This window comes from Staphylococcus sp. GDY8P67P, from assembly GCF_017892545.1.
GTDB classification, from domain to species: Bacteria; Bacillota; Bacilli; order Staphylococcales; family Staphylococcaceae; genus Staphylococcus; species Staphylococcus ureilyticus.
The window spans coordinates 1-22,525 of the sequence record NZ_JAESLH010000013.1; the positions used below are offsets into that span (position 1 = coordinate 1).

25 protein-coding genes and 3 pseudogenes are annotated in these 22,525 nt (G+C 32.2%); 5 read left to right on the forward strand and 23 right to left on the reverse strand.

The window, feature by feature from the left end:
• Positions 1-75 precede the first annotated feature (75 nt).
• From KA833_RS05715 to KA833_RS05730, 4 genes are all read right to left on the reverse strand, one after another.
• A complete protein-coding gene (locus tag KA833_RS05715) occupies positions 76-1,662 on the reverse strand; it encodes a primase C-terminal domain-containing protein (RefSeq protein WP_015585937.1) in 1,587 nt (528 codons plus the stop codon).
• A gap of 384 nt (positions 1,663-2,046) precedes the next feature.
• A complete protein-coding gene (locus KA833_RS05720) occupies positions 2,047-2,295 on the reverse strand; it encodes a helix-turn-helix transcriptional regulator (protein ID WP_001632623.1) in 249 nt (82 codons plus the stop codon).
• A gap of 11 nt (positions 2,296-2,306) precedes the next feature.
• A complete protein-coding gene (locus tag KA833_RS05725; RefSeq protein WP_015585936.1) occupies positions 2,307-2,861 on the reverse strand; it encodes a recombinase family protein in 555 nt (184 codons plus the stop codon).
• Between the two features lie 350 nt (positions 2,862-3,211).
• Positions 3,212-3,913, reverse strand: coding sequence for a hypothetical protein (locus tag KA833_RS05730; RefSeq protein ID WP_015585945.1), 702 nt, complete (start codon positions 3,911-3,913; stop codon positions 3,212-3,214).
• Between the two features lie 122 nt (positions 3,914-4,035).
• Here KA833_RS05730 and KA833_RS05735 point away from each other — a divergent pair, with 122 nt between their 5' ends.
• On the forward strand, positions 4,036-4,137 hold the full coding sequence (locus KA833_RS05735; protein WP_032495651.1) for a type I toxin-antitoxin system Fst family toxin: 102 nt from the start codon (positions 4,036-4,038) through the stop codon (positions 4,135-4,137).
• A 142-nt stretch (positions 4,138-4,279) separates the two neighbouring features.
• Here the strand turns inward: KA833_RS05735 and KA833_RS05740 are convergent, their stop codons facing one another.
• The 3 genes from KA833_RS05740 to KA833_RS05750 are packed head-to-tail and all read right to left on the reverse strand — an operon-like array spanning position 4,280 to position 7,058.
• Positions 4,280-5,593, reverse strand: a complete 1,314-nt coding sequence (locus KA833_RS05740; protein WP_015585944.1) for a TcaA NTF2-like domain-containing protein — start codon at positions 5,591-5,593, stop codon at positions 4,280-4,282.
• Positions 5,594-5,610: 17 nt separating this feature from the next.
• Entirely contained in the window at positions 5,611-6,309 is a 699-nt protein-coding gene (locus KA833_RS05745) for a hypothetical protein (RefSeq protein WP_032495650.1), read from the reverse strand.
• Positions 6,310-6,323: 14 nt separating this feature from the next.
• The gene (locus KA833_RS05750) at positions 6,324-7,058 is read right to left on the reverse strand and encodes a hypothetical protein (RefSeq protein ID WP_015585942.1); all 735 of its coding nucleotides are present in this window, start codon (positions 7,056-7,058) and stop codon (positions 6,324-6,326) included.
• A 61-nt stretch (positions 7,059-7,119) separates the two neighbouring features.
• Here KA833_RS05750 and KA833_RS05755 point away from each other — a divergent pair, with 61 nt between their 5' ends.
• Complete coding sequence (locus KA833_RS05755; protein ID WP_015585941.1) at positions 7,120-7,515, forward strand: YolD-like family protein; 396 nt, start codon at positions 7,120-7,122, stop codon at positions 7,513-7,515.
• 27 nt (positions 7,516-7,542) lie between these two features.
• Here the strand turns inward: KA833_RS05755 and KA833_RS05760 are convergent, their stop codons facing one another.
• The 3 genes and pseudogenes from KA833_RS05760 to KA833_RS05770 all read right to left on the reverse strand — a co-directional run.
• Complete coding sequence (locus tag KA833_RS05760; RefSeq protein WP_015585935.1) at positions 7,543-8,316, reverse strand: hypothetical protein; 774 nt, start codon at positions 8,314-8,316, stop codon at positions 7,543-7,545.
• A gap of 12 nt (positions 8,317-8,328) precedes the next feature.
• Complete coding sequence (locus tag KA833_RS05765) at positions 8,329-8,586, reverse strand: hypothetical protein (RefSeq protein WP_015585940.1); 258 nt, start codon at positions 8,584-8,586, stop codon at positions 8,329-8,331.
• A gap of 158 nt (positions 8,587-8,744) precedes the next feature.
• A pseudogene (locus KA833_RS05770) lies at positions 8,745-8,906 on the reverse strand (JAB domain-containing protein); the annotation flags it as partial.
• A 450-nt stretch (positions 8,907-9,356) separates the two neighbouring features.
• Here KA833_RS05770 and KA833_RS05775 point away from each other — a divergent pair.
• From KA833_RS05775 to KA833_RS05785, 3 genes are all read left to right on the forward strand, one after another.
• The gene (locus KA833_RS05775; RefSeq protein ID WP_002360221.1) at positions 9,357-9,500 is read left to right on the forward strand and encodes a hypothetical protein; all 144 of its coding nucleotides are present in this window, start codon (positions 9,357-9,359) and stop codon (positions 9,498-9,500) included.
• A 253-nt stretch (positions 9,501-9,753) separates the two neighbouring features.
• Positions 9,754-11,181 (forward strand): chloramphenicol/florfenicol efflux MFS transporter FexA, encoded by a 1,428-nt coding sequence (gene fexA / locus KA833_RS05780; RefSeq protein WP_165624956.1) that lies wholly within the window; start codon positions 9,754-9,756, stop codon positions 11,179-11,181.
• 177 nt (positions 11,182-11,358) lie between these two features.
• A complete protein-coding gene (locus tag KA833_RS05785) occupies positions 11,359-11,775 on the forward strand; it encodes an NAD(P)H-dependent oxidoreductase (RefSeq protein ID WP_031883923.1) in 417 nt (138 codons plus the stop codon).
• 282 nt (positions 11,776-12,057) lie between these two features.
• Here the strand turns inward: KA833_RS05785 and KA833_RS05790 are convergent, their stop codons facing one another.
• From KA833_RS05790 to KA833_RS05850, 13 genes and pseudogenes are all read right to left on the reverse strand, one after another.
• The gene (locus tag KA833_RS05790; RefSeq protein WP_000619629.1) at positions 12,058-12,423 is read right to left on the reverse strand and encodes a DUF6262 family protein; all 366 of its coding nucleotides are present in this window, start codon (positions 12,421-12,423) and stop codon (positions 12,058-12,060) included.
• Position 12,424: 1 nt separating this feature from the next.
• Positions 12,425-13,162, reverse strand: a pseudogene (locus tag KA833_RS05795) (tyrosine-type recombinase/integrase); the annotation flags it as partial.
• Positions 13,163-13,847: 685 nt separating this feature from the next.
• Positions 13,848-14,897 carry a 23S rRNA (adenine(2503)-C(8))-methyltransferase Cfr gene (cfr, locus tag KA833_RS05800; protein ID WP_001010505.1) on the reverse strand — a complete coding sequence of 350 codons (1,050 nt, stop codon included), beginning with the start codon at positions 14,895-14,897 and terminating at the stop codon, positions 13,848-13,850.
• Positions 14,898-15,015: 118 nt separating this feature from the next.
• Entirely contained in the window at positions 15,016-15,195 is a 180-nt protein-coding gene (locus tag KA833_RS05805; RefSeq protein WP_013356267.1) for a hypothetical protein, read from the reverse strand.
• 243 nt (positions 15,196-15,438) lie between these two features.
• Positions 15,439-16,191, reverse strand: a complete 753-nt coding sequence (istB, locus tag KA833_RS05810) for an IS21-like element ISSau9 family helper ATPase IstB (RefSeq protein WP_000358824.1) — start codon at positions 16,189-16,191, stop codon at positions 15,439-15,441.
• On the reverse strand, positions 16,184-17,731 hold the full coding sequence (gene istA / locus KA833_RS05815) for an IS21-like element ISSau9 family transposase (RefSeq protein ID WP_032495648.1): 1,548 nt from the start codon (positions 17,729-17,731) through the stop codon (positions 16,184-16,186). Before istA ends, istB begins: the two co-directional genes overlap by 8 nt.
• 108 nt (positions 17,732-17,839) lie before the next feature.
• Positions 17,840-18,277: pseudogene (locus KA833_RS05820) on the reverse strand (site-specific integrase); the annotation flags it as partial.
• A 113-nt stretch (positions 18,278-18,390) separates the two neighbouring features.
• Positions 18,391-18,720, reverse strand: a complete 330-nt coding sequence (locus KA833_RS05825; protein WP_015585938.1) for a JAB domain-containing protein — start codon at positions 18,718-18,720, stop codon at positions 18,391-18,393.
• A gap of 447 nt (positions 18,721-19,167) precedes the next feature.
• Complete coding sequence (locus KA833_RS05830) at positions 19,168-19,578, reverse strand: hypothetical protein (protein WP_032495647.1); 411 nt, start codon at positions 19,576-19,578, stop codon at positions 19,168-19,170.
• A gap of 21 nt (positions 19,579-19,599) precedes the next feature.
• Positions 19,600-20,580, reverse strand: coding sequence for a DUF1002 domain-containing protein (locus tag KA833_RS05835; protein WP_032495575.1), 981 nt, complete (start codon positions 20,578-20,580; stop codon positions 19,600-19,602).
• Positions 20,581-20,594: 14 nt separating this feature from the next.
• Positions 20,595-21,179 carry a hypothetical protein gene (locus KA833_RS05840; protein WP_032495646.1) on the reverse strand — a complete coding sequence of 195 codons (585 nt, stop codon included), beginning with the start codon at positions 21,177-21,179 and terminating at the stop codon, positions 20,595-20,597.
• Positions 21,180-21,210: 31 nt separating this feature from the next.
• Positions 21,211-22,071, reverse strand: coding sequence for a DNA/RNA non-specific endonuclease (locus KA833_RS05845; RefSeq protein WP_015585964.1), 861 nt, complete (start codon positions 22,069-22,071; stop codon positions 21,211-21,213).
• 12 nt (positions 22,072-22,083) lie between these two features.
• On the reverse strand, positions 22,084-22,431 hold the full coding sequence (locus tag KA833_RS05850; RefSeq protein WP_015585963.1) for a hypothetical protein: 348 nt from the start codon (positions 22,429-22,431) through the stop codon (positions 22,084-22,086).
• Between the last annotated feature and the right edge of the window lie 94 nt (positions 22,432-22,525).

Below are 22,525 nucleotides of genomic sequence, written 5' to 3' on the forward strand. Positions count from 1 at the left end.
CTCACTTATATATATTATTTACAACAACACTCAAGCACACCTGATATACGTAATGGCACATTGGACAATTAAAATTTAACTAATAAACCGTTCATATAAAATTTCATTACCTTCTATAAATTGAGTATGCCGATCTATATATGTGAGTGTATTTTCTATTTCATTCATCAAACCGTTATTTTGTACCATTAAACTATGTGTATTTCTTTCATTGTTTACAAGGTATCTAATAGCGCTTATATAGCTTTCTTTTTTCTTTTTAAGACTTTTAACCATCTCAAATAAACTTTCAATATACACGCTTTTTAAAGCAATGAAAGTTTCTGAATATCTACCGTTTTTAATTGTGTATTTTATAATAGTTCCTTTGTTAATATGCTTTTCAAAAATAGCGTATAAAGAAGATCTAGCCATTCCTAACTTTTTAGCAATAGCACTCATTGAGCCTTTAACAAACACTTTCTGCTTGTTTGTATGTTCATTTAAATATCTTTCTAAATCGTCTTTACGTTCATCAAAATGGCTTCTAACACGATCTTTACGCTCTTTTTTATGTTTCCAAAAACCATTGATACTTACACCACTATTACTATACGCAATTTGGCCATCACTAAATGCTTCTAATAGGTTTTCTACATGCTCACGCATTGCACCACCATAACGACCGCTATAAGCACTTTTAATTACTCTTTCAACCTCTTTATATGATAAAGGGTTGGCTAAGCGCTGATTAAAAGCATAGATATTACTTTCTGCTTCTTTTAAATCTACATTTTTTGAATAATAGTACAAAGCCACTGAAAACATTGTGTTATTTCTACCAACACCATATCCAATTGATGTAACATCTGCTTCTTTTAACAAATAATCAACCCATTCAGGCGTTAATTCTTGGCCATTGACTATACTCTTATAAAAAACATTCTGATTTAAACTGTGTTTTTCTGAATACTCTTTACTCCAGCGCACCATATCATCTTTTATACAGTATTGATTTGTAAACAACTTTACATTATCTTTTGTAGGCAATCTGAAATAACCAGTAGATACACATTGATTATCTATTGGTAAATATTTAGAAATTGCATATGCTAAACTACTATGTACTTTTTCAGCCACTTTCAATGCCTTTTTTTCTATACCTTTGCCATAAAATGGAATGTCTAACACAAAGTATAAATGCCAACCTCTAGGCGTCTTTACATACAAGTTAGGCATTTCTACCCCTTCATTTATATGTGCAGAAGCTAAGCTTTGAACTAATTCGTTATATTCAATATCTTTATCAATATCTAATACAAAAGTATTGATTTGTTTTACATTATCCTTTGTTCTATTCACTATTGGATATAAATTAGTAACCTTCTTATCCTCAACATCTTCTTTTTTCTTTGTGCTTAAATAATTATATGGGTTTGGTGTCCAGTGGCTAAATTTATGACCGTATTGAACTAAAGCTTCTTCAGACGAAAATATAACACCATACCCATTTTGTAGTAATTCTTTAGTTGGAGAAACAGCTATACGTGCTGATCTCCAATTTTTGGGTTGTGTAGCCTTAAATTTAGCTTTTTCTAAATCTGTAGCTTTAGAATTTTTAAATTTATACTTTTCTATACTTCCATGTAATATAAAATCATAAATTTTATTAATATTTAGCATTGCCTGCACCTCCTAAACAAAAAGACTGATAACGCTTGTAAGCGTTATCAGTCCTTGTTTAGGCGTCCATATACTTTTAAAGTAGTCGAGTAGCGAAGTAGAAAAGTAGCGTCTTTTTCTTTACTTTCTTCTCTCATGCCCCTATAATTTAGGTATAAGAAAAGTACAAAAAATTACCTAAAATATAAGGTATGGAAGAAGACCCGAAAACCGTTTGTATACGTTAGGTTCAGTAACGTTTCAAGCGCTAGAAGTTAAAAATGTTGGTAGCAATTTTAACTTTGCACGTGGTCTTTTTTCATATCTTTTTTTTGATTAATTCTAGTATAAACTTCTATATTGACGATTGCAATAATTTTGGTACATTTGCAAATAAATTAAATATTATTTGTTATAGGCTCTATTTGCTAAGTCTTTATTATCTTCTATAAATTCATATAGTGTGATTTCATATAAATCAAGCATACGTAAAATTGTTTTAAGTTTAACTTCTTCTAATTTTTTATTCTCAATTCTGTTCACAGTCCATATATTAATTCCTATTATGTCAGCGACTTCTTGTTGTGTGTACTTCTTGCCCTTCCTTATCCCTTTAAGTTTAGAACAAAGTTCTAATAATATATTTTCATTCATCTTGTTTCCCCCTAATTAAAATCACGTTTAATACGATATACTGTTGATCTACTTACACCCGTTTTTCTTGCGATCTCATTACCTGATAACTCTGTATTATTGTATAGATACATAACATAGTTCTTCACATCTTCCGTAACACCTGGTCGTCCGCCTTTTCTTCCTCTAGCTTTTGCTTCGTTTAAACCTTCAAGGGTTCTTTCTCTATTCAAATCTGTTTCTAATTCTGCAAAGCCACTCATTACAGTAAATATCATTTTTCCTAGTGGGCTATTCATATTAAAGTTGCCATCTAATATTTTTAATTCTATATTATGTTCCTGTAGCCAACTTGCTAAATTTATTAATTGTTTAGTTGTGCGCCCTAATCTATCAATTTTAGTCACAACTAATACATCATCTTCCCTTAAATATTTTAAGCACTCATCTAATTTACTTCTATTTGTTTTCTTGCCACTCACTTTTTCAGAAAATATTTTAATACAACCTTCAGCTTTTAATAAGTTAATTTGTGTTTCTAAACTTTGACTGATCGTTGAAACTCTTGCATAGCCTATTTTAGCCAAAATATCGCCTACTTCCTTTATAAATAGCTTTAATATGAACGATTGTGTGCGCGTTTACGTATAATGGGCTTCAAAATATTTTTTCGCGGCGTCTGAGGGCTTCTCTCAGCTTGGTCAAAAACCCTTTTTACCTTTAGTTTTGACACTTTGATTTTAACACATGTTTTGACCAAGTACGAATATAGTTAAAGGCTTATAGAATTTATTCAGTTCTATAAGTCTTTAACCCTTATATATAGCAATTATTCAAGCGTATTTTTTATTAAATTATTTTATTTATTGAAATGTATTATTTTCTAATGTCATACCCTTGTCAAAACCGATCATTTTTGACCAGGGTATATGCTATTTTAAAACCAATACATATCATTATGTATTGCTGTAACTATAATAATACCCAGTCGAATATAAAATTGCTTTTTCTCTTTACTCCATTTACTTTTTTCTTTTAATGTTTCAGTGCTAGAATGTCTAAATATATGTGTATCTTTTCTATACTTCATTATATCTTTGTTATCAATATAACCATAAAATACGCATTCTGATACATCCTTAAACTTACCTTCTTCTTTCAATAAGTATTCTATACAATTATTTAAAGTTGCCAGTTGATCGTCTATTGTCTGATCTTCAAGACCACCCCTACCATTAGCAATTTTATTAATAGTAGTATTCAAGTCTTCTTCAACTTCAAAAAATGTATCGCTATTTTTTTTAATTATTTCCAGTTCGTTGATTAATTCCCTGCGATCAGTCCACGGTATACTATCGTCGGGGTTGTATCTTTTATTCGCTCTTATTTTGGCCTTTATTTCATCATAAGCAAATCTATTTAATGGGGTTTGTTTATTTACTACATTAGGAAATTGTTTAATGTAATAACCATTACTCAATAACCATTTTAAAATTGCTTTGTACTCTTTTTCATCTGCAATAGTAAAGTCTGAATATCTAAAACAGTTAGCTTTTTCAAATTTTGGTTCTAACGTTTTTTTAAAACTTTCTATTAAATCATCAAAGTCATTGTATTGGTATTGCTCTATTTTTATCAATTTATTTTCCCCTTACCCTAAGCTTTTTTATCATTAATTATACACTACCTTGATGATATAATGACTTATGTCATCAACAATCCTAACTGTTGAAATCAGACAAGTTAGGAGGTGCTAACAATATGTCTGTATTAACAATTATTTACTCAACACTTATTGCGCCAATAGTTATTGGCATAGTTCTTACGACTTATAAACATTGGTTAAATAATCGTAAGCGTTGATAGCTTTAAATAACCAGGCACTAAAAAACGCCATCTACTACGGCTATAGTAGATGGCGTTTGGTGCTTCAACATGTCTGTCGAAACAATTATTTCTCAACTTACTTACAGTATATCCTCTTTGTTATTGTTTGTAAAATTTTCTATATATCTTCATAGCTTTGTATTTTATAACTTTCATCTGATTTATTATACTTCAGTACATATTTAGATTTTATGCTATCTTTATTCTGATTTTCCTTTTTCAAAATGATATTAACTTTTCCCTCTTGATAATTAACACTTTCAAATTCAGGTCGTCTATATTTGTTTTCCTTCTTACTTTCTACCATTGACCGCATATATTGCGATAAATCACTATTACTTTCAATATATTTGTCTATGACCTTATAACTACTTTCTTTATAGGCTTTATTCAAATCTTTAGTATAGTCTTCCATAAACGATTTAGCGCCTAATTCAATATCTTTGATACTCTTTAAATAGTCATTAATAGTATCTTCATTAAATTTCAAACTTATATTTTGAGGTTCTGCCCCCTGATCGTCTTTTATAGTTACTGTATTAGTTTTAAATGATTTATCGCCTATTTTACCTTTAGCATAAACTTTTAAAGGTTCATTTATTGGATAAGCACCGTAAACTTTATTGTTTTTATATTCAATAGGCTTATCATTGATATAAAGTTTTATATCATCATTCAATTTTTCACTGTTAATTAAATTCACTTTAAAATTCGCGTCTTTAAAACTAGCGTGTGCAATGACTTTTTTATCACTATTTAGATTATCTGTATCAAATCGAATATTGCCCTTAACCTTGCCTTTAATCAATGAATTATCATCATCATAAATTTTTTGGGCTTCTATATCATATTTACCTACAAAAAACTTACCAATATTTGTTGTTTTATTTTTAGGCGCTGTAATAATTTGTTGTTTATCTTCAACATTATTAAATTCATATTTAGCATTTGAATATGAATTATTTTCTATATATACATCATGAAATATAGGTTTAAAAGCCAATCTATCAATAAATATAAACTTGTTCCCATTCATAGTTATTTCTATCAACTTTCGTTCTTGCTTGTCTGTTATATAGCCAAAATCAACCGTATCACTTTCACTATTTTTGATATTGCTTTTAATATTGTTCATTTCTTTTTTGAATTTGTTATGGTTTTCTTTCTTGGCCATGTAATCTACAAACTGTTTAGCTTCTGCATGGGTAACTTTAACATCTTTAGAAGTTAAAGTTTTAGATACTTCTTTATAGTCTTTAGATTGAACAGCTTCTTCAAAATTATCTAGTTGCGCTTTTGCGTTATTACTTGTTATAAAGTAATATATTAATCCTACCAACATAAGCATTACAACAACTATAGGTACGATTATTATCATATTTTTATGATACTTATATTTATCAGATCTTTTATATTGATTATTATTTTCCATATAACTACCTTCTATTACTATTTATAAAATAGATAGTATTTTAAATAACTTTGCACGTCTTCTATATCTATATTCTGCTCTATGTTCTTTACTTGTTCTAATTGAAATTCCATTACATGTATTAAAGTTTCAAAAAATTCACGTTCTCTTTGCTTCAAGTTGTTATTATCTATATATTTATTATTTTCTTCTACATATGCAAAGCCATTATTATTATCTAAAAATTCATGTTTTATATAAGTATCAATGTTTGACTTTAATAAATTCATAGAGTGAAATTCAGCATGTATAGTAAATTTATTTGTGTAAATTGGTTTTAATATTTTATCGCCTTTTTTACTATATCCTAGACCGTCATTTGTAATACTTATAAAGCTTGATAGTTTCTTAACACTTTTTATTAAATTATTATAGCGCGTTTTTACCCCATTATATTTATTTTGATAAGTTTGAATATATTTAAAACGATCACTTATATTCTTGCACTGTATCATAAATTCTTCGTCTTTCGTTCTATCCTTACCATTCACATTGTCTATGTAACTTCTAACAGCACTTTTATTTTTAGTTATATCTCTACCACTATCTACATACATTTTTTTATCTGCTTTAATCTGTTCAAATACCGAGTTCAATTCTTCCTTGTATTGGCTATAGTTAGACAAAAGTAATTCTATTAATCTTTCTTTTTCTTCTTCATATTTCATACTATACATAAAAATCCCCCTCATTATATAAACTCACTAAAGTATTTCATTAAATAGCTTTTTCTATAATATTTCCTTGAAATATGCTTCAATTTAGGGTTTTGAACTTCCCTAAAAATGTTTGTAAAATCTGCAAATTGACTATATAAAGCACCATCTAATTTAGTAATGAACAAATTTTCATCAAGTAATTCTTCTAATGATACATAATAAGCTTTAATTTCTTCATCAAATTCATCAATTAATTTACTAGCTCTATGATTACCGTCGACTACTAATAATGCTTGTGCAGGTTCTTGCTTAGGATAAAATGAACCTCTAGTAGTAACATAATCTGGTACTACTATAATAGGATCATTTGATAATTTAACATCATTGTTTCCTTCATAACTAAAATTAACTAAATCATTATTTTCAGAACCAAAAATTTTATAACTCAATTTAATAGGTTCATTGCCACGTTTTTTTACATAATCATTTATAGCGCCAACATTAAAAGCAATATCACATATAAACGAAGCCCAATGATTACCACGAGAAACACTGTAAACCTCATTTTCATCTATTTTGTCTAATTCACTGAACAATGTCTTTTCATCATATAAGTCATTTAAATTTGATATAACCTTAACCCAATCATTATTTAGTTTTGATACATATTCATATTTACTTATGTCTAATTGTTCTAAAATACTGCTATAGTCCATTACTTTTGGATTAAAGGTATACAAAGAATAATCGTTGCAATTTAATTTCATATAATCCCTTCTTTCTTCACAAAACAGAACATATGTTCTATAATATTGATGAGGTGTTGAAATGTTACCTAAAAAATATGCTAATGAAACAGATTATAGAAAAATACCACGTAAGTATCTAAACCCTAATATCCCACAAGGTCGAGGAATGAAAAAATGGCTACCTATGGCCACAATCCCTGAACAATATGAACAGCTTGAACAATTCATAAAAGATCAAAGTAAAGTGCCTGAGCCTTCTCAAAGTGAAGACCAAATACTTGATATTAACAATACTATAGTGGAAAAAATGTTTAATAATCCTAGCGCAAATATAAAGTATTATCACAACGGTAATATAAAAAATCTTTCTGGAACTATTCATAAAATAAATATTGAAGATAATACTTTGCACATCTACAACGATAAAAATAATATGATAGTCATTCCGCTACCTCATATATATAGTGTTGATTAAATAACACCGTTTTCACGGTGTTATTTTTTATGGCAATTTAACTTCTATACTTTCTACACCTTCTAAATCTTTTGAAGGCTCTATTATCATTGATTTTTCGTCATTATATCTTATAGACTGCATAAGTTCTTGCGGGCTTTTTATGCCTAATTTAATCGTCGCATTTTTTACATCATTTAAAAATTCGTCGATATTATTTTCAGGAAAAACCTGCTTATCTAATTCAAATATTCTATAAATATCCGAGTTGCTAATTTTATAATCTCTATTACCAAAAATATAGCGTGTGAAATTATCGCCATCTAGTGTTTCCATCACTTTTAATTTACTAATTGTATTTAGTCTATGTTCTTCATCATACAGCCCAGTATGTTGAAAACCATCAATATTACTTATATCTATTACTGTTTTTAAATAACGCTTATATTTCGCTATTTTTTCAAACAACTTACTTATTATCGTATTTATATTTTCAACTGATACAAAAGTTTTTTGAGGTTTAATTGCTTCTGTTCCTTTATCGACTTTAAGAATTTCTAGCGGTAATATAATTTCAAAATCTTCTTTTTGGCATTCATTTTCCTTAACGATTACATAATTAATTTTAAGATGAACATTATCTGAAGTGTCTTTATCTTTAAGTTCATCAATAATAATAGCATCAGTTATTTTAATAAATGTTTCATCATAGCCCATTACGTCTAATAATTTCAAAGTGTTAATAATATCTTCTAAATTGATAATTTCGTCTTGCTTATTTTCATCAGATATACTTTTATAATAGTCATTAATTGTAAACATATCCTTGCCCCTTTATATTTTTTTATTTTCATCAATTATATCAATTTTATTATCGTAACGCTTTCCATTGTAGTAAATTGGGCTATTGTCTATAACGTTTATACCTCTTTCAAATATGTTATTTGTACCCATTTTTAAATTAACTCCTTTATCTTTATTTTCTAGCTTTAATTTATTAAATTCTTGATAGTCTATTAAGCCGTTTTTATCTGCAATTCCTAATTGTTTTAAATCTTTTAATGTTATATAACGTGTTTTTAAATACATCATATTTAACACTCCTTTTTAAGTACGGGGCGGGCGCGAGGTCAGTTTGTATATTATGCGGTGTAGTTCGACGATTGGTTTTTATCGTCGGGCGGAACTGCATAATATACAAACTGGACGAGCGCCCGCCCCCGTTTTTTTGGGGGCTTGGCTCATACCAATTATTCTAATAAATCATTTATATTGAGTTCTGTTTCTAATAACTCTAGTTCTTCTAAACTTGTATAATTGTTATCACTTACTACTAAACTATCTAATACATCAATACTTAGCAATTCCCCTATAAGCTTTAATCTCTTACCAACCATAATATCGTTTACTGATGGCGTTGGATCTTATCAAGAGTAAATTACTAAAAATCCATTAACATCAATGTTTTTACTTTAAGAACATATATTTAACGTGTTAAATCAAATGAAAAAATACAATGTAATTATTAGATGACAATTGATTACGGTCAGAAGAATGTACCACAAATAAAAAAACTAATTCCTTTTTATTTTATCGAGGAATTAAGCTTTTGACCTGCAACAATCACGCCCAATTTCGGAATATCTATAATATGATTTCGATCTTAAATTATCTACTTTAACTGACGCTACCTGCTCGTTAAAGAAGACCTATTTAAAAAAGTTTATACTGCACCTGCCTTTATTATGTAAGTAAAAGTAGTAAAGCTTTAAATTGGTTTTCAAAAAAGTAGGGTTGATTATTTCTTTTTCATCAATTATTATTGTGTTATTATCACAATATGAGAAAGGAGGCAAAAAGTAATGGGAATTGATTTCATTAATGTCGAGTTTAGAAAGCATGTAAAAGTTTCAGGGGATTTAGGTACAACGGGATCAGTATGTCCTTTTTCACAAAAACAAAAAATGGAAACACTACCGGAAAACTTTTTGCCTCCTTTTATATAATGGGCAAAAATTTATGAATCTATTGCATTTGTAAAAATGCATACGAATGATTAGGCACCGGTTGTTAAACTGGTGCCTTTTTTTTGTTTGATCAGTTCAGTTAGTTTGGAGAACCGAATCTTTAATCATGCTGTAGAAATATGGTGAGTTCGTTGATTTGGTTTTACAATATAAATAGATATGAGGTGAGGTTTATGGTGAAAGCAGTGGATTTAGCCTCCTAAAATCACAATATATTTTAGGAGGAAATAAAATGAAAAAGGATAGTAAATCTAAAGAAATGATTCAATCTGAAAAAAGGGGTTCTACTAGGCTTTTAATGATGGTACTCTCCCTATCTGTACTTGTAGGTGCAATTACGGCTGATTCAGTCAATCCCGTACTTCCACTAATAAGCAAAGATTTAGAAGCTTCGAAATCTCAAGTGAGTTGGATAGTTAGTGGTATTGCACTTGTTCTTGCGATTGGAATTCCGATTTATGGTCGAATCTCAGACTTTTTTGAGTTACGAAAGCTATATATCTTTGCCATTATGATTCTGGCAAGTGGTAGTCTTTTATGTGCAATTGCCCCGAACCTCCCATTGTTGGTTTTGGGAAGAATGGTTCAGGGTGCTGGGATGTCCGCAATTCCAGTTCTATCAGTCATTGCAATTTCGAAGGTTTTCCCACAAGGAAAACGTGGGGGAGCTTTGGGAATTATCGCAGGAAGTATTGGTGTTGGAACTGCTGCTGGTCCAATATTTGGTGGAGTAGTTGGTCAATATTTAGGGTGGAATGCCTTGTTTTGGTTCACATTTTTGTTAGCCATTATGATTGTTATTGGTGCCTACTACGCGTTACCGACAATTAAACCGGCAGAATCCGTAGGAAGCAATAAGAACTTTGATTTCATTGGTGGTTTATTCCTCGGCCTCACAGTAGGATTACTCCTTTTTGGCATCACTCAAGGAGAAACTTCTGGTTTTTCTTCGTTCTCATCGTTAACTAGCCTAATTGGTTCTGTTGTAGCTTTGGTGGGATTTATTTGGAGAATTGTTACCGCAGAAAATCCATTTGTACCACCTGTCCTGTTCAATAACAAGGATTATGTCAATACGGTCATAATTGCATTTTTTTCGATGTTTGCTTATTTCGCTGTTCTTATGTTCGTCCCATTACTAGTCGTTGAGGTGAATGGACTCTCTTCTGGACAGGCTGGAATGATATTGTTGCCAGGTGGTGTGGCTGTTGCAATCTTATCTCCCTTCGTTGGCCGTCTTTCTGATCGATTTGGGGATAAACGTCTGATAATTACTGGGATGACTCTGATGGGGCTGTCTACCTTATTCTTGTCCACCTATGCATCTGGTGCTTCACCTCTGTTAGTTTCCGTGGGGGTCCTCGGAGTAGGGATTGCTTTTGCATTCACGAATTCTCCCGCAAATAACGCCGCAGTAAGTGCACTCGATGCAGACAAGGTTGGTGTCGGAATGGGGATTTTCCAAGGTGCTTTGTACCTTGGATCAGGAACTGGAGCAGGTATGATTGGAGCATTATTATCCGCTCGACGTGATGCTACTGAGCCGATAAATCCATTATATATATTGGACGCTATGTCCTACTCAGATGCGTTCCTTGCAGCTACAGGGGCAATACTCATTGCCTTAATAGCTGGATTAGGTTTAAAAAAGCGTGGGTAATAACTTAGTTATGTAAAGATTAGTTATTGTTTAGTTCATCTTCTATAGTTTAAGCTGTAAATAAATAGCTTAGGAATCACGCAAATTTGAATTTCTTAGAATAGAATACTTTTAAGTAACTCAACTTTCGTACACTGTTTTATTGGTGCGAAAGTTGAGTATGTTAAGGATGAAACAATGAAAACATTGGTGATCGTTTCTCACCCAGATATGCCAAATTCTCGAATCAATAAAGTTTGGGTAGAAAAAGCAGCGTCTTATTCAAACGAAATTACCATTCATGATCTTTATAGAGAGTATCCTGATTTTATTATGAATGTAAAAAGAGAGCAGGAATTAGTTGAAAATCATGATAATATTATTTTTCAATTTCCATTATATTGGTATAGTTCTCCTTCATTATTAAAAAAATGGATCGATGAAGTGATTATATATGGATGGGCTTACGGATCAAAGGGTAAAAGAATATTTTATAATCGAAAATTAGGATTAGCTATATCAGCTGGCGTAAAAAAAGGTGAATTTACAAGTATGGGTAAAAACAAGCATACATTAACCCAGATGTTAACACCATTCAAATCTTTATGTGCATAGATTCATGCTGAATATGTACCAGAGTTTGTACTTTACGGTGCTAATTCGGATATGAAGGGCGAAGAGATACAGAAAAGTGCTAATGAGTATTTGCAATATATTAAAAAGTATTATTTAAGAGCATAAAACACTTCTGCGATCATGCCAACAATACTAGAAGAAAGCCCATTTCCCCTTAACACATTTAGGGAAATGGGCTATTGAAGTTATTGAAGGTTTTAGCGATTTCATTTTAGGTAGCCAATTCAAAGTGCCCAATAAATTCCAAGAAACACAAATCTGCTAAAACAGCTTGCCATGTAATTTTTGAACTTGATCCTTTAACCGTTCATTCTCTTCTTCTAACGCCTTTATACGGCTTTTTAAGGTTTTTATTAATACGTCCTCTGAACGAGGGCTTTTACTAGGTTTACGGGGGGTTAACTCACTTATCTGCATCCCTCTTAATGTCTCCACTCTAGTTCTAATATCTTTTTGTTTGTAAAGCCATGACTTTGAAACATTTGCTTTTTGTGCAACGGAATTAAAATTAATCTTCTCTTCTTTCAATGCCATCTCTGAAATTGTCTTTTCAACCCTAATTCTTGTTTTCTCCGACTTGTCTTTAGCTAGCTGAACTATGGCAGTTGTGTTACCTTTTCTAATCATTTTAATTCGTCTCCTTTAACGAATGAATAATCTGTTCTAATCTATTTTTAACACGTTCATTGGTTTCAACCTGACGCTGCCATTGGTTTTGTTTAGCCCTATTTAGTATTTCTTTAGTTCGCTCTAAGTGCTCTTCATGTTCAGTAAGAAATTGTTTACTTGTACAGAAATTCGTACAATCTAAACATGCATTTGCGTGAGGACATGGTCCTGCAATTACTGGTAACCGACAATAGCCATTAGGAAGTGCCTGTGCATTGATATTCTTTTTAAACCATTGAAGATCTGTATTGTCAGCTTCAGTATTTTCCTCACTTAAATCCAGAATGCTACCGTTATTCGTTACTAAGGTTTCCTTAAATTTCGTAAATTCCTTCTTTAGGGTTTCATCAAAAATATGTGCATATCTTGCCGTCATTTCCGGTGATTCGTGACCCAAGAACTTCTGGACAATATGTTGTGGCACTCCGTTATTTATCATTCTAGTGCCAACTGTATGCCGAAAGGCATGAGCATGAAAACGAAAAATTTCTCCGTTGCTGTCCGTTATCTTTTCTTCATAAGCTAGTTCATTTAATTTAACCCTAAAGGTATCTTGTTTCAATGGTGAGCAATCTTTTCGGGGAAACACATATACACATCCATCATCGAGTTCATCAGCCACCCTTTGCTCTTGAACTAATATCAATGCAGCAATTTCTTTAGAAATAGGAATGATATGCTCTTTCTTCATTTTATCAAGAAACGTTCGTAAAAGTATATGTAAATTAGAGAACGTTCACAATTTATTTTCATATGTTTATGAACGGTACTTTCTCTTTATATAGGGTCACTTAAATAGTGTTCGTAAAAGTGTACTTTTACGAACGCTAATAAAGTGAGAAATCAAATGATATTAAAAGGTTTTCAAAAAGTTGAAGAAGAACTTAGCAAGAGGGTTTCAGATTATATAATTGAGGAGGGTTTTATGAAGCTGAACGCATTCCCGAATACTTTCAAGTTGTTCTCTAGAGAGACTACATAAATTAACTGCCAAAGACTACATTTTTAGAATGCCATAAACATCTTCAAGTATATATTTCATTAACTTACATTTGTATTTAGGGAGAATAAAAAATCCTCCCAATTATTATTGGAAGGATTATCTATTCATTTATACTAAATAAGAGTTTTTTGTCATTCGACAAACAAAACATCTAGTTAAACTGATTTAAAAAAAATGGATGACTAATCCTATATCTTAGTACTTTGAAACTTATTCATTTCAAATTAGAAGAATACAGATTAGTTAATTATCTTCCACCCAGTAGTCCATTCATATTTGAAGAAAATACTAGCATAATTGAGTTATCAAAATAATATTAATTGCATTAATATTATTTAAAAATTCACCTTATTATATCAGCTATATACCTTGTTCAATACTATTGGCTATTTTGATAATTACCATATAATTGACCACAAGCAGCGTCAATATCAATCCCAAATTGACTTCTAATTGTGACATGGATACCAGCAGACTTCAAAACTTTGTAAAAGGCTTCTACCTGCCCTTCGTTTGCTTCTCCATACATCTCAGGTGCACTTATTGTAGGATTGTATCGTATCAAATTTACATGATATAACTTCCCTGATTTATAGCGACTTTTAAGAAGGCTAACAACTTCGTTTGCATGCTCAAGAGAATCATTTACACCAGGCAACATGATATAAGCTATATATACTTTCCTTGAAGTTAATCTTATATGTTCATCGAGTATATTCATTACCTCATCTATTGGGTATCTATCATTTATTGGCATCAATTTGCTGCGTTCCTCACTATAAGGTGAGTGTAATGAAAATGTAAGATTTACTTGAGGATATTCCTGGGTTATTTTTTTGATACTAGGTATAATACCAATCGTTGATATAGAAAGTCTACGAGGACTTAATGCAAATAAATTAGGATCCGTAAACGAATCAAGAGCATCAAATACTTGACGGTTGGCTAGAGCTTCACCCATTCCCATAAAAGAAATGCTATCAATTTGATGACCTAATAAATGGAAGTATAAAACTTGATCTGTTATCTCATCTACAGTTAGGTTTTTTTTCAATCCAATGTCGCCTGTAGCACAAAATTTACACCCAAAATTACATCCGCATTGTGATGATATACAAAATGACTCCCAACCTGCTTTATACTTCATGTTTACCGTTTCTACTCTCTCATTCTTTGATACTTCAAAAAGCACTTTCGTAACTTGCTCTGAATTTTGCTCTGCTAAGAGCTTGATATTCAAAACTGTTTCTCCAAAATTATTTATTAAATCCTCCCTAAGTAATTTTGGAAGAACCTTCATATCCTCAAATCGACTAATTCTTTGTTTAAAAATCGCATTGGTTATTTGTTTTATTCTATAATCAGGCTCATTATTACTTCTTAAAAATTCCTGTATTTTACCATACTTTGTTTTATTATTAAAATTCATTTCTTTCATCCTTTCACAATTTGCTCTAGTTAAGAATCAATTTCTTTTTGCACACAAAAAAAACACAGATAAAAATTACCGGTGCCGAAAGTCAAAACATACAAATATGCATATTTCACTACATAAAACAAGTATGTTGATGATCTTGTTTTAAACTTATCCATAGTAGAGGCAAAGCTCCGGCAACTGTTTTTATATCATTGTTTAGTTTAAAAAAGGACAGACTACTCCCTTTAATAGCTAAACGGTTTCCGATTTTTGTATTTTCACCGAATAAGATTCTAAAAACAGTTAACATAGCTATTACCTCCTTTCACTAATTAATATACTTAGCCTGTACTGTAACATTTTAATATTCAAATGTAAATATTAAAGTTAGCAACATAATGTAAAACCTAAATCAACCAATTTTATAAAAACTTTTAGTGCCTTGTCTTCATCTGATATTTATGGACTGGGGAAACCAACTGGACGAGATAGAAGGTGGGGGTGTATTTCGCAACTGAAAATTGAGCCATTTCGCAATTTAATTTTGAGCCACTTATGAATGGCTATTTTCAAGCCACTTTTGCGTTTCTCTCATTCGGTAAGATGGGCCGATCATATTCACCACGTGCGATTTATGCGTCAAGCGATCCGTCAATGCGGCGGTCAAAATAGGATCATGGAATACCTCTTCCCATTTCGCAAAAGACAGGTTGCTCGTAATAATGGTTGAGGATCGACCAGCACGCAACGACAAATGTGTAAACAGTAATTCAGCCCCTTCTTTATCGAAGGAAATGTAGCCTAATTCATCAATGATAACGAGGTCATATTTCTCAAATCGCAATTCGAAAGAGCGTAAGGTCCTTTCGGACCGGCTTTCCTTCAACTGATTGATTAAGGACGAGACACTGGCGAAATAAACCTTGTAGCCCGCTAAACAAGCTTCTACCCCTAAGCCGATCGCCAGGTGGCTCTTGCCGGTTCCTGGAGAACCGGTCAGAATCACATTCTGTCCAGCTTTGATGAAATCGAGCGTCTGTAAGTTGGGCAGTTTTTGCTGCGCATCTGTCGGCAGCGCTCGAGTATCAATCTCCTCCAGCAGCTTTTTCTCCGGAAAGTTCGCACGGCGGATCCGTGTGGATTTAGACCGGATCCAGCGGTCATTCTTTTCCTTCGTTAACACGGTGTGTAACAGGTCAATCGCAGGTGTCGTTTCCTGGAATGCTACGTCTTCTTCGACCAACTCACGGATGCCAGGAAGACGTAATTCTTTGCACAGGTCGATGACGCTTTGCTTTTTATCCATGTTCAAGCACTCCTTCATCGACTTGATTGAACATCGCTGAAAAGGCCTTAATGTTTTGAAGCGCCTGTTCGACCGTCTCGTCTGGATGCAGCGGTACCGCAGGTACCAGATCTGTTTGTTCGCTCAGAAAGATTAGCTTTTCGGTCGTGATGTCGCCGAGACCTTTTGTCTCAATCTGTCGGACGGCAGCCATCACGTTATCCCACTGATTTTTCTCACGTACATAAAGGAGTAGCTCTAGAAAATCTTTCTCTTTTCCGATATAATGGTTTTCGAAGAGTTTTTTAATTTGATTTGGTGCTTGGCTCAAACATTCACTTTGAGCTAAAGCGCCTTTTTTCTTTGTGAAAGTTTTTATGTAATGATAGAGATCCATTTCCCATTGATGAACACCCCAATTTCTCCGATGTTCTGCGACGAATTCCCCTTCAATAAAGAGACGGACTGAATCCGCACTTACCTTTGCACGAATCCATGCGCCTACATGACCTTCAGGTACGGAATACCGATTTTGCTTAATCGTGACGGTGCTATATTTATCTACCCGACATTCCACGACTTCCGAAACATCGAATGGCAGAGGAAGCGCCTCTTGAGCAGCGGCAACTTTTTCCTGGTCTTTCAATTCTATATGAGCGAGTTTCTTTTCATGGTGAATCCGTTTATTGAGCGACAGAATGGTTTGGGCTAGACGTTTCTGGGCGTCTTCAAGAGAAGGGAATGCGATGTCATACGAAAATGCTTTTCTGCGAACAACCTCCACACTCCGTTCCACATGCCCCTTCTGGTTTCCTTTTCTTGGCTCGCAGAGCCGGATCCGGAATTCATAGTAATTGGAGAGGTTGATCATGCCATCCGTGATTTTCCGGTCTGTTCCGACAAACGATTTCACCACGGTTCGCATATTGTCGTAAGTGAAAACAGAGGGAACGAAACCTAAGTGGTCAATCAGTTTGGTATGTGCATCCTGTATGCAGATCATCGTCTCGGATTCATAAAGCAGCGCAAACCGGTAATTGCTGTAAGCCAAGGTGAAGACCGCCAGTGAATAGGACTTCTGTTTCCCGTCAATCACCAGTTTTACTTCTCCCCAATCAAATTCCACTTCCCAGGCCGCTGAATAGCGTTGGCGAATATAGACCTCTTTTGTTCGTCTCTCCTCGCTATTGACGAAATTCCGAACCGTTGTATAGCCGATATCGTACCCTTCTTCTTGCAGTTTTTCATACATATCAATCTTTTTCATTTGTTGCTTGCTCATGTTGTTTTTGCGTTTCCATTCATTGTCCTGAATGAACCCCTTGAGCCTTTCCACAATCTCTTCCGTCATTTTACGTTTCACTCCAGCCCTTTTCTTGTAGGAGGGAGGCGATAAAATATCTTCTGTAACCGGCAGGTTACGAACATCGGTCGCCTTACTCTTCTCAAAGGCTTCGATATATTTGGATACGGTGTTTCTAGAGACCTTCACTTCTGTGGAAATTTGTCTTTGGCTGACATCTTGAAGATGCAGCTGAATCACCTGTTGCTTCTTGTTCAACGTAATCACTCCTGTTTTCCCCCTAACGATTGTGCTAGGGTTATTTTCCTACAGAAGTGGCTCAGTTTTCAATTGCGTTGGTGGCTCAGTTTTAAGTTAACATATACAATGGTGAAGAAACCCCTTAAAGTTTCTTCCTCTTGCTTCTTTAGACATATCTATAGCTTTAAAATTTTCTGTGCGATTTAAATACTCTAAGAAACTAGTTACAGCGTTAAGTATGGAATTAACTGATGTTTCCTCTCTTTTAGCCTTCTTTGGTTGTATATCTATTACCTTTAAATGCCCTGCTGGATTTCTTAACCATCCTACAAAGTTTGCTAAATCCTCAAATTGTAAATCTCCTAATTCGATTCTACTTTGGCTCATAAATTCATAAAACAGCTTGAGATGATAACAATATGTTTTAATGGTATTTGGAGCTTTGCCCGTATTATCCAAGTACTTTATAAATCGCTTAACCGGTTCTATCACTTCAAATTCTTTATCTAGCAGTATGTATAACGGATATGATTTTTCCTCCACAATTACTTTCTGAACCTTCATCTTTCCACCACCTTTAAATACTTTAACTACTATTAATAATACCCTTATATATTTAATAGTTAAAGCACTGTAATTAAAAAATCCTAAACTTCGAGTACTTAGAGTACTCTAGTTTAGGATACTATGTTTAATACATCTTGGCTTGGGTGGTTATGTGCAAAAATAACTGATTTACAATTATTTATTATTGCAACTTGAAAACTATCTCTAGGGTGTATGATTGACATATCTAACGTGCCTATATGCACTGTATAAAGCGTTGTAACTTCATTTTTAGTATTTAAGCCAATCATAACAAAGTGTTCTCTTGTGAAACTTCCTATTTCTTTTTGTAATAGCTTAACAACGTCGCTTGGTTGTGATATTTGAAACCTTTCATCTTCCATAACTTGATAATCTTGAACTAAATCTAAAACTTTTAAAATGTACTGTTCCTTTTTCATATTTGTAAATCTCCCTTTTTATTTAGTTGTTGCATTGCGATTATTTACAACAATTTCAGTTGGTTTCCTCCTTTCGTTAAATACAGTATATCAAATTTATTACACTTTGACAAGTAAATACTTTCTAAAGTGTAATTTTTTTAAAAAAAGGGTTCACGGTTTCATCTAATTTAGATAAAGAAGCTTTAAAATTGGGCTAAAAATTAGTAAAAGCACGATGTTAATTGTGCGTTGCTATTTTTAGTCCAATTTTAAAAGTTGATGTTCTAAATTAGATGAAACCGTGAACCCCTTATAGACTATATATTGAAGCGGTATTTATAATAGTTGATTGAAGCGGATTATGTTATAATGTAATTACCTTTTTATTTAGTTTGTTGGTTTTCTCATAAGCTAAACAAACTTAAAGCCCTGCTTATGCAGGGCTATTTTTATGCTTATAAACATCTATTTTTCTAAACTTTCATTATTCAAAGCCTTTCTATAAAATAGTTCATTAAGGTCTTCAGTATTAACAGTTATTAATTTTTCACTTTTTAATTCATATTCTCTTATAAACGGGTTTTTAAGTATTGGTGCATAATAAAGTACAATCCTATATCGGCCATATTCAACCCCTAGAAGTGACATCATTTCTATAATTAATGTTTGGTCTAATTCTTTGAAAATAGACGTTGAACAGTGTCTTAGATCATCATATACATGTATAATATTTTTCATTTCATCAATTAATACATTGCAAATAGTTCTATCAGCACCAGGTAAACTACTCGAACAACTCATTAAATACAATAATTCGTTATTCCTAATCTTCTTTAACGATACGTTTTTTGAATTTTTATCTACATTCAATAACACGTCAAACCTCCTATTCACTGATTAAAAGATACGATTAAATAAGCTTGTAATGAAATCTATGATAGACTGTATAATCTGTAAAATACTATCCCAAATTTTTTGTACAAAGTTCCTATTTTCTTCAGTATTTAAGTCTTTAGCCTTGTCTTTAGCTTTATCTAATAAGTCGCCTGAATTTTTTTCAATACCTTTCAAAGCGTCTTTTGCATTTTTAGCAAATGCTTTAGGATCTGAAGTTAAAGCGTTAGAATTTGCAACATTAGTCATATTATCAGTTATCATTTGTTTTTGATTATCTGTTAATGTTCCCGACAATCCTCGTTCATCAAGCACTTTATTAACTATATCTTCAACTTGTTGTGGTGTTATCTGTTCATCTTGTTTTTTCTTAATATCTGCTAACTGTTGTTTAATATCTGCTATAGACGCGTTTAATGCTTCGTCTGAATATCCGTCTTTATTTTGATTTTCTTCAGATATTGAAGTTAAATCTTGCATTTCTTTATTTGAGTTTTGAATATCTTCAGAATTTAATTCATTGCCTTTTTCTTCATAAGCTTTATAAATACCTGCTAAAGCACCTTCTCCAGTAACTTTTTCAACTGAAGCTATATGAATTTCAGCGTCTTTAATGCCTGCTGTGATTGACGCATTTTGATATTGTTCACTTGTAACCTTTGTGATGTTATCAGGTGTGTCTATTTCTACATCTACACCGTTACCCCATTTTTTATGCTTAATAGTTGCACTTGAATATATATAACTTAAATTGCCACTATTAGGAATATATTTACTAACGTCATCAGTTGTTACGCTGTAAGTTTCATAGTCATCTTTTACGCCTAAATCATCTTCAGTCTGTTGTAAGTCTTGGCCTTCAAGATCAGCCCCTTTTATAAAAACGGGTTTATCCCAATCTTCCTTATTTTCTTCTGCTTTGGCCATACCTGGAACAGTTAATAATAGTGTTGCTACTGCTGTACTAACAATTAATTTTTTCATTTTAATTAACTCCTTCAGTGAATATATTTTTTAAATAAACTCCCTTGATATATTCTTTCATCATCAAAGATACTTTCTATATCTGATACAGTATGAATTTTGTCTAAATCAATTAATAGATCAATATATTCATTCAGTTCTACAGATATTTTAGTTTCTTTAATTATTCCTAGTATTGCTATAACATCTAGTTCATTCATCATATTTGGAAACTCTAATAATACTTTGAAAAACTTCAAAACTTGTGGTGGAAAACTGCTTTGCATACTCTCAATTTCAAATGAATAATACTTTTGTTGAGTAACATTCAATTCATTATCTTTTAATGTTGCATTATCAAATGAATATAGCTTATTTATCATATTTTTTACTTCTTGCTTTACTTCTGCATTTTTAACTTCTGATAATAATGAATGTAGTGTTATTTGAGAAAATTCTAACGTTTTATTAAATAAGCAATTAATTATATTTTCAATTTCTATAGTGTAACTTTTATGAAATTGAATACTGTTTATAAATTGAGAATAGTCAATCATTCCATCATTTTCTATAAATTCTTTTTGATACTTTAAATATTCCAAATCAAATATATCAGCCATCATAACCAGTCCTTAACTTTAATATATTCACTTAATAAGTATACGAACCATCTTTATAATTAATCTGAACGCCTTCTTGTTTATTCGCAATCCAAACATTGATATTTATTGTTTGGCCGTCATCATTAATTGAGTAGGCTCTAACGTGTGAACCTCTTGGCACAAGTTCATCATCTTTATAAACGGGCGTAACTTCATAAAACACTTTTGTTTCAGGATTATCATACATTGCATTTCTTATTTGCGTTTCAGGATAACCCATGCCCCCACCTTCAGGGTCTTTATTAGATCCAACATTTTGCGCCCTAGTACCTAATGTTAAATTATGTGTTTCCATATCTCCGCCCAATGACCAGGCAAGCGAATGAGATTTATTATATATATAACCCCTATACCCATCTAATTGTAATATTTGGTTGTTTGAGTTCTCGCCTTCCCACGTCTGCTTTTCAGGGTTATATGTACCATCTTTATATTCTCCTGCTACATGTACATCATAATCAAAAGACGGTCTTTCTTGTGCTTTTGAAGAATGACTTTGAACAGCTTTATTTGTAATTAACGCCGTAACTTTTCCCGATCTACCGTATTTATCCAAATCAGGATAATCAGCCCAAAAACGATCATTACCCTTTTCATTCAGTAAGTTCTGATCTTCCTGACTTAATTCTGTCTTGTTATCATTGATAAAAGCATAGTTTTCGCTATTAGTTTCAGCGCCTATTAAGTCTATATCTTCTTTACTATTTTTTATTTCAGGTGTATCTGATTTGCTAAAATCACTAATAGTTGATATTAAATCATCAACTTCATTTATTGCCTTTTCCGTATCACAACCACTTAATACAATAAGCGATAATAATAAGGCTATCAGTGGTTTAAATATCTTCATTGCCTTACTCCTTTACTCAAATTGTTCAGCAACCCAAAAATATTTAGTGTAGCTTTTATTCTCATAATAAAACAAAGGTTTAGGCACAAATTTAAAGTTTTTATTTTTGACGTGCATAGTAACATTTTGTCTTGTTACACCTAATCTTTCAGCTACTTCATTAACATCTATTAGTTGCTGTGGTTCAGAACTTTCACGAATTAAATCATCTAAATTATTATTTGGAAGCTTACCAGTATAAATAGTGTTGTTTTTCTCCATAATATACACACCTTCATTTACTGCTATATCTTGCCCGCCTTGTTGCGTATACAAAGTTTTTTCATCATTTAATAAGTTTGCTATGTCTTTTAAATTCATTGTTTTGTTTACCTCCGACCATTTTTTTGTTATTCTTAGTGTACCTTTTTTTGTGGGCGAATGTTTGATTACTTTCGTCCTATTGCGATACTTT

What these genes read in the sequence shown, in the direction of transcription:
- KA833_RS05715 (WP_015585937.1), bottom strand. Translation starts at nt 1,662, where the DNA reads ATGCTAAATATTAATAAAATTTATGATTTTATATTACATGGAAGTATA.
- KA833_RS05720 (WP_001632623.1), bottom strand. Translation starts at nt 2,295, where the DNA reads ATGAATGAAAATATATTATTAGAACTTTGTTCTAAACTTAAAGGGATA.
- KA833_RS05735 (WP_032495651.1), top strand. Translation starts at nt 4,036, where the DNA reads ATGTCTGTATTAACAATTATTTACTCAACACTTATTGCGCCAATAGTT.
- KA833_RS05740 (WP_015585944.1), bottom strand. Translation starts at nt 5,593, where the DNA reads ATGGAAAATAATAATCAATATAAAAGATCTGATAAATATAAGTATCAT.
- KA833_RS05745 (WP_032495650.1), bottom strand. Translation starts at nt 6,309, where the DNA reads ATGTATAGTATGAAATATGAAGAAGAAAAAGAAAGATTAATAGAATTA.
- KA833_RS05750 (WP_015585942.1), bottom strand. Translation starts at nt 7,058, where the DNA reads ATGAAATTAAATTGCAACGATTATTCTTTGTATACCTTTAATCCAAAA.
- KA833_RS05755 (WP_015585941.1), top strand. Translation starts at nt 7,120, where the DNA reads ATGTTACCTAAAAAATATGCTAATGAAACAGATTATAGAAAAATACCA.
- KA833_RS05760 (WP_015585935.1), bottom strand. Translation starts at nt 8,316, where the DNA reads ATGTTTACAATTAATGACTATTATAAAAGTATATCTGATGAAAATAAG.
- KA833_RS05765 (WP_015585940.1), bottom strand. Translation starts at nt 8,586, where the DNA reads ATGATGTATTTAAAAACACGTTATATAACATTAAAAGATTTAAAACAA.
- KA833_RS05775 (WP_002360221.1), top strand. Translation starts at nt 9,357, where the DNA reads ATGGGAATTGATTTCATTAATGTCGAGTTTAGAAAGCATGTAAAAGTT.
- fexA (WP_165624956.1), top strand. Translation starts at nt 9,754, where the DNA reads ATGAAAAAGGATAGTAAATCTAAAGAAATGATTCAATCTGAAAAAAGG.
- KA833_RS05785 (WP_031883923.1), top strand. Translation starts at nt 11,359, where the DNA reads ATGAAAACATTGGTGATCGTTTCTCACCCAGATATGCCAAATTCTCGA.
- KA833_RS05790 (WP_000619629.1), bottom strand. Translation starts at nt 12,423, where the DNA reads ATGATTAGAAAAGGTAACACAACTGCCATAGTTCAGCTAGCTAAAGAC.
- cfr (WP_001010505.1), bottom strand. Translation starts at nt 14,897, where the DNA reads ATGAATTTTAATAATAAAACAAAGTATGGTAAAATACAGGAATTTTTA.
- KA833_RS05805 (WP_013356267.1), bottom strand. Translation starts at nt 15,195, where the DNA reads ATGTTAACTGTTTTTAGAATCTTATTCGGTGAAAATACAAAAATCGGA.
- istB (WP_000358824.1), bottom strand. Translation starts at nt 16,191, where the DNA reads ATGGATAAAAAGCAAAGCGTCATCGACCTGTGCAAAGAATTACGTCTT.
- KA833_RS05825 (WP_015585938.1), bottom strand. Translation starts at nt 18,720, where the DNA reads ATGAAAAAGGAACAGTACATTTTAAAAGTTTTAGATTTAGTTCAAGAT.
- KA833_RS05835 (WP_032495575.1), bottom strand. Translation starts at nt 20,580, where the DNA reads ATGAAAAAATTAATTGTTAGTACAGCAGTAGCAACACTATTATTAACT.
- KA833_RS05840 (WP_032495646.1), bottom strand. Translation starts at nt 21,179, where the DNA reads ATGGCTGATATATTTGATTTGGAATATTTAAAGTATCAAAAAGAATTT.
- KA833_RS05845 (WP_015585964.1), bottom strand. Translation starts at nt 22,071, where the DNA reads ATGAAGATATTTAAACCACTGATAGCCTTATTATTATCGCTTATTGTA.
- KA833_RS05850 (WP_015585963.1), bottom strand. Translation starts at nt 22,431, where the DNA reads ATGAATTTAAAAGACATAGCAAACTTATTAAATGATGAAAAAACTTTG.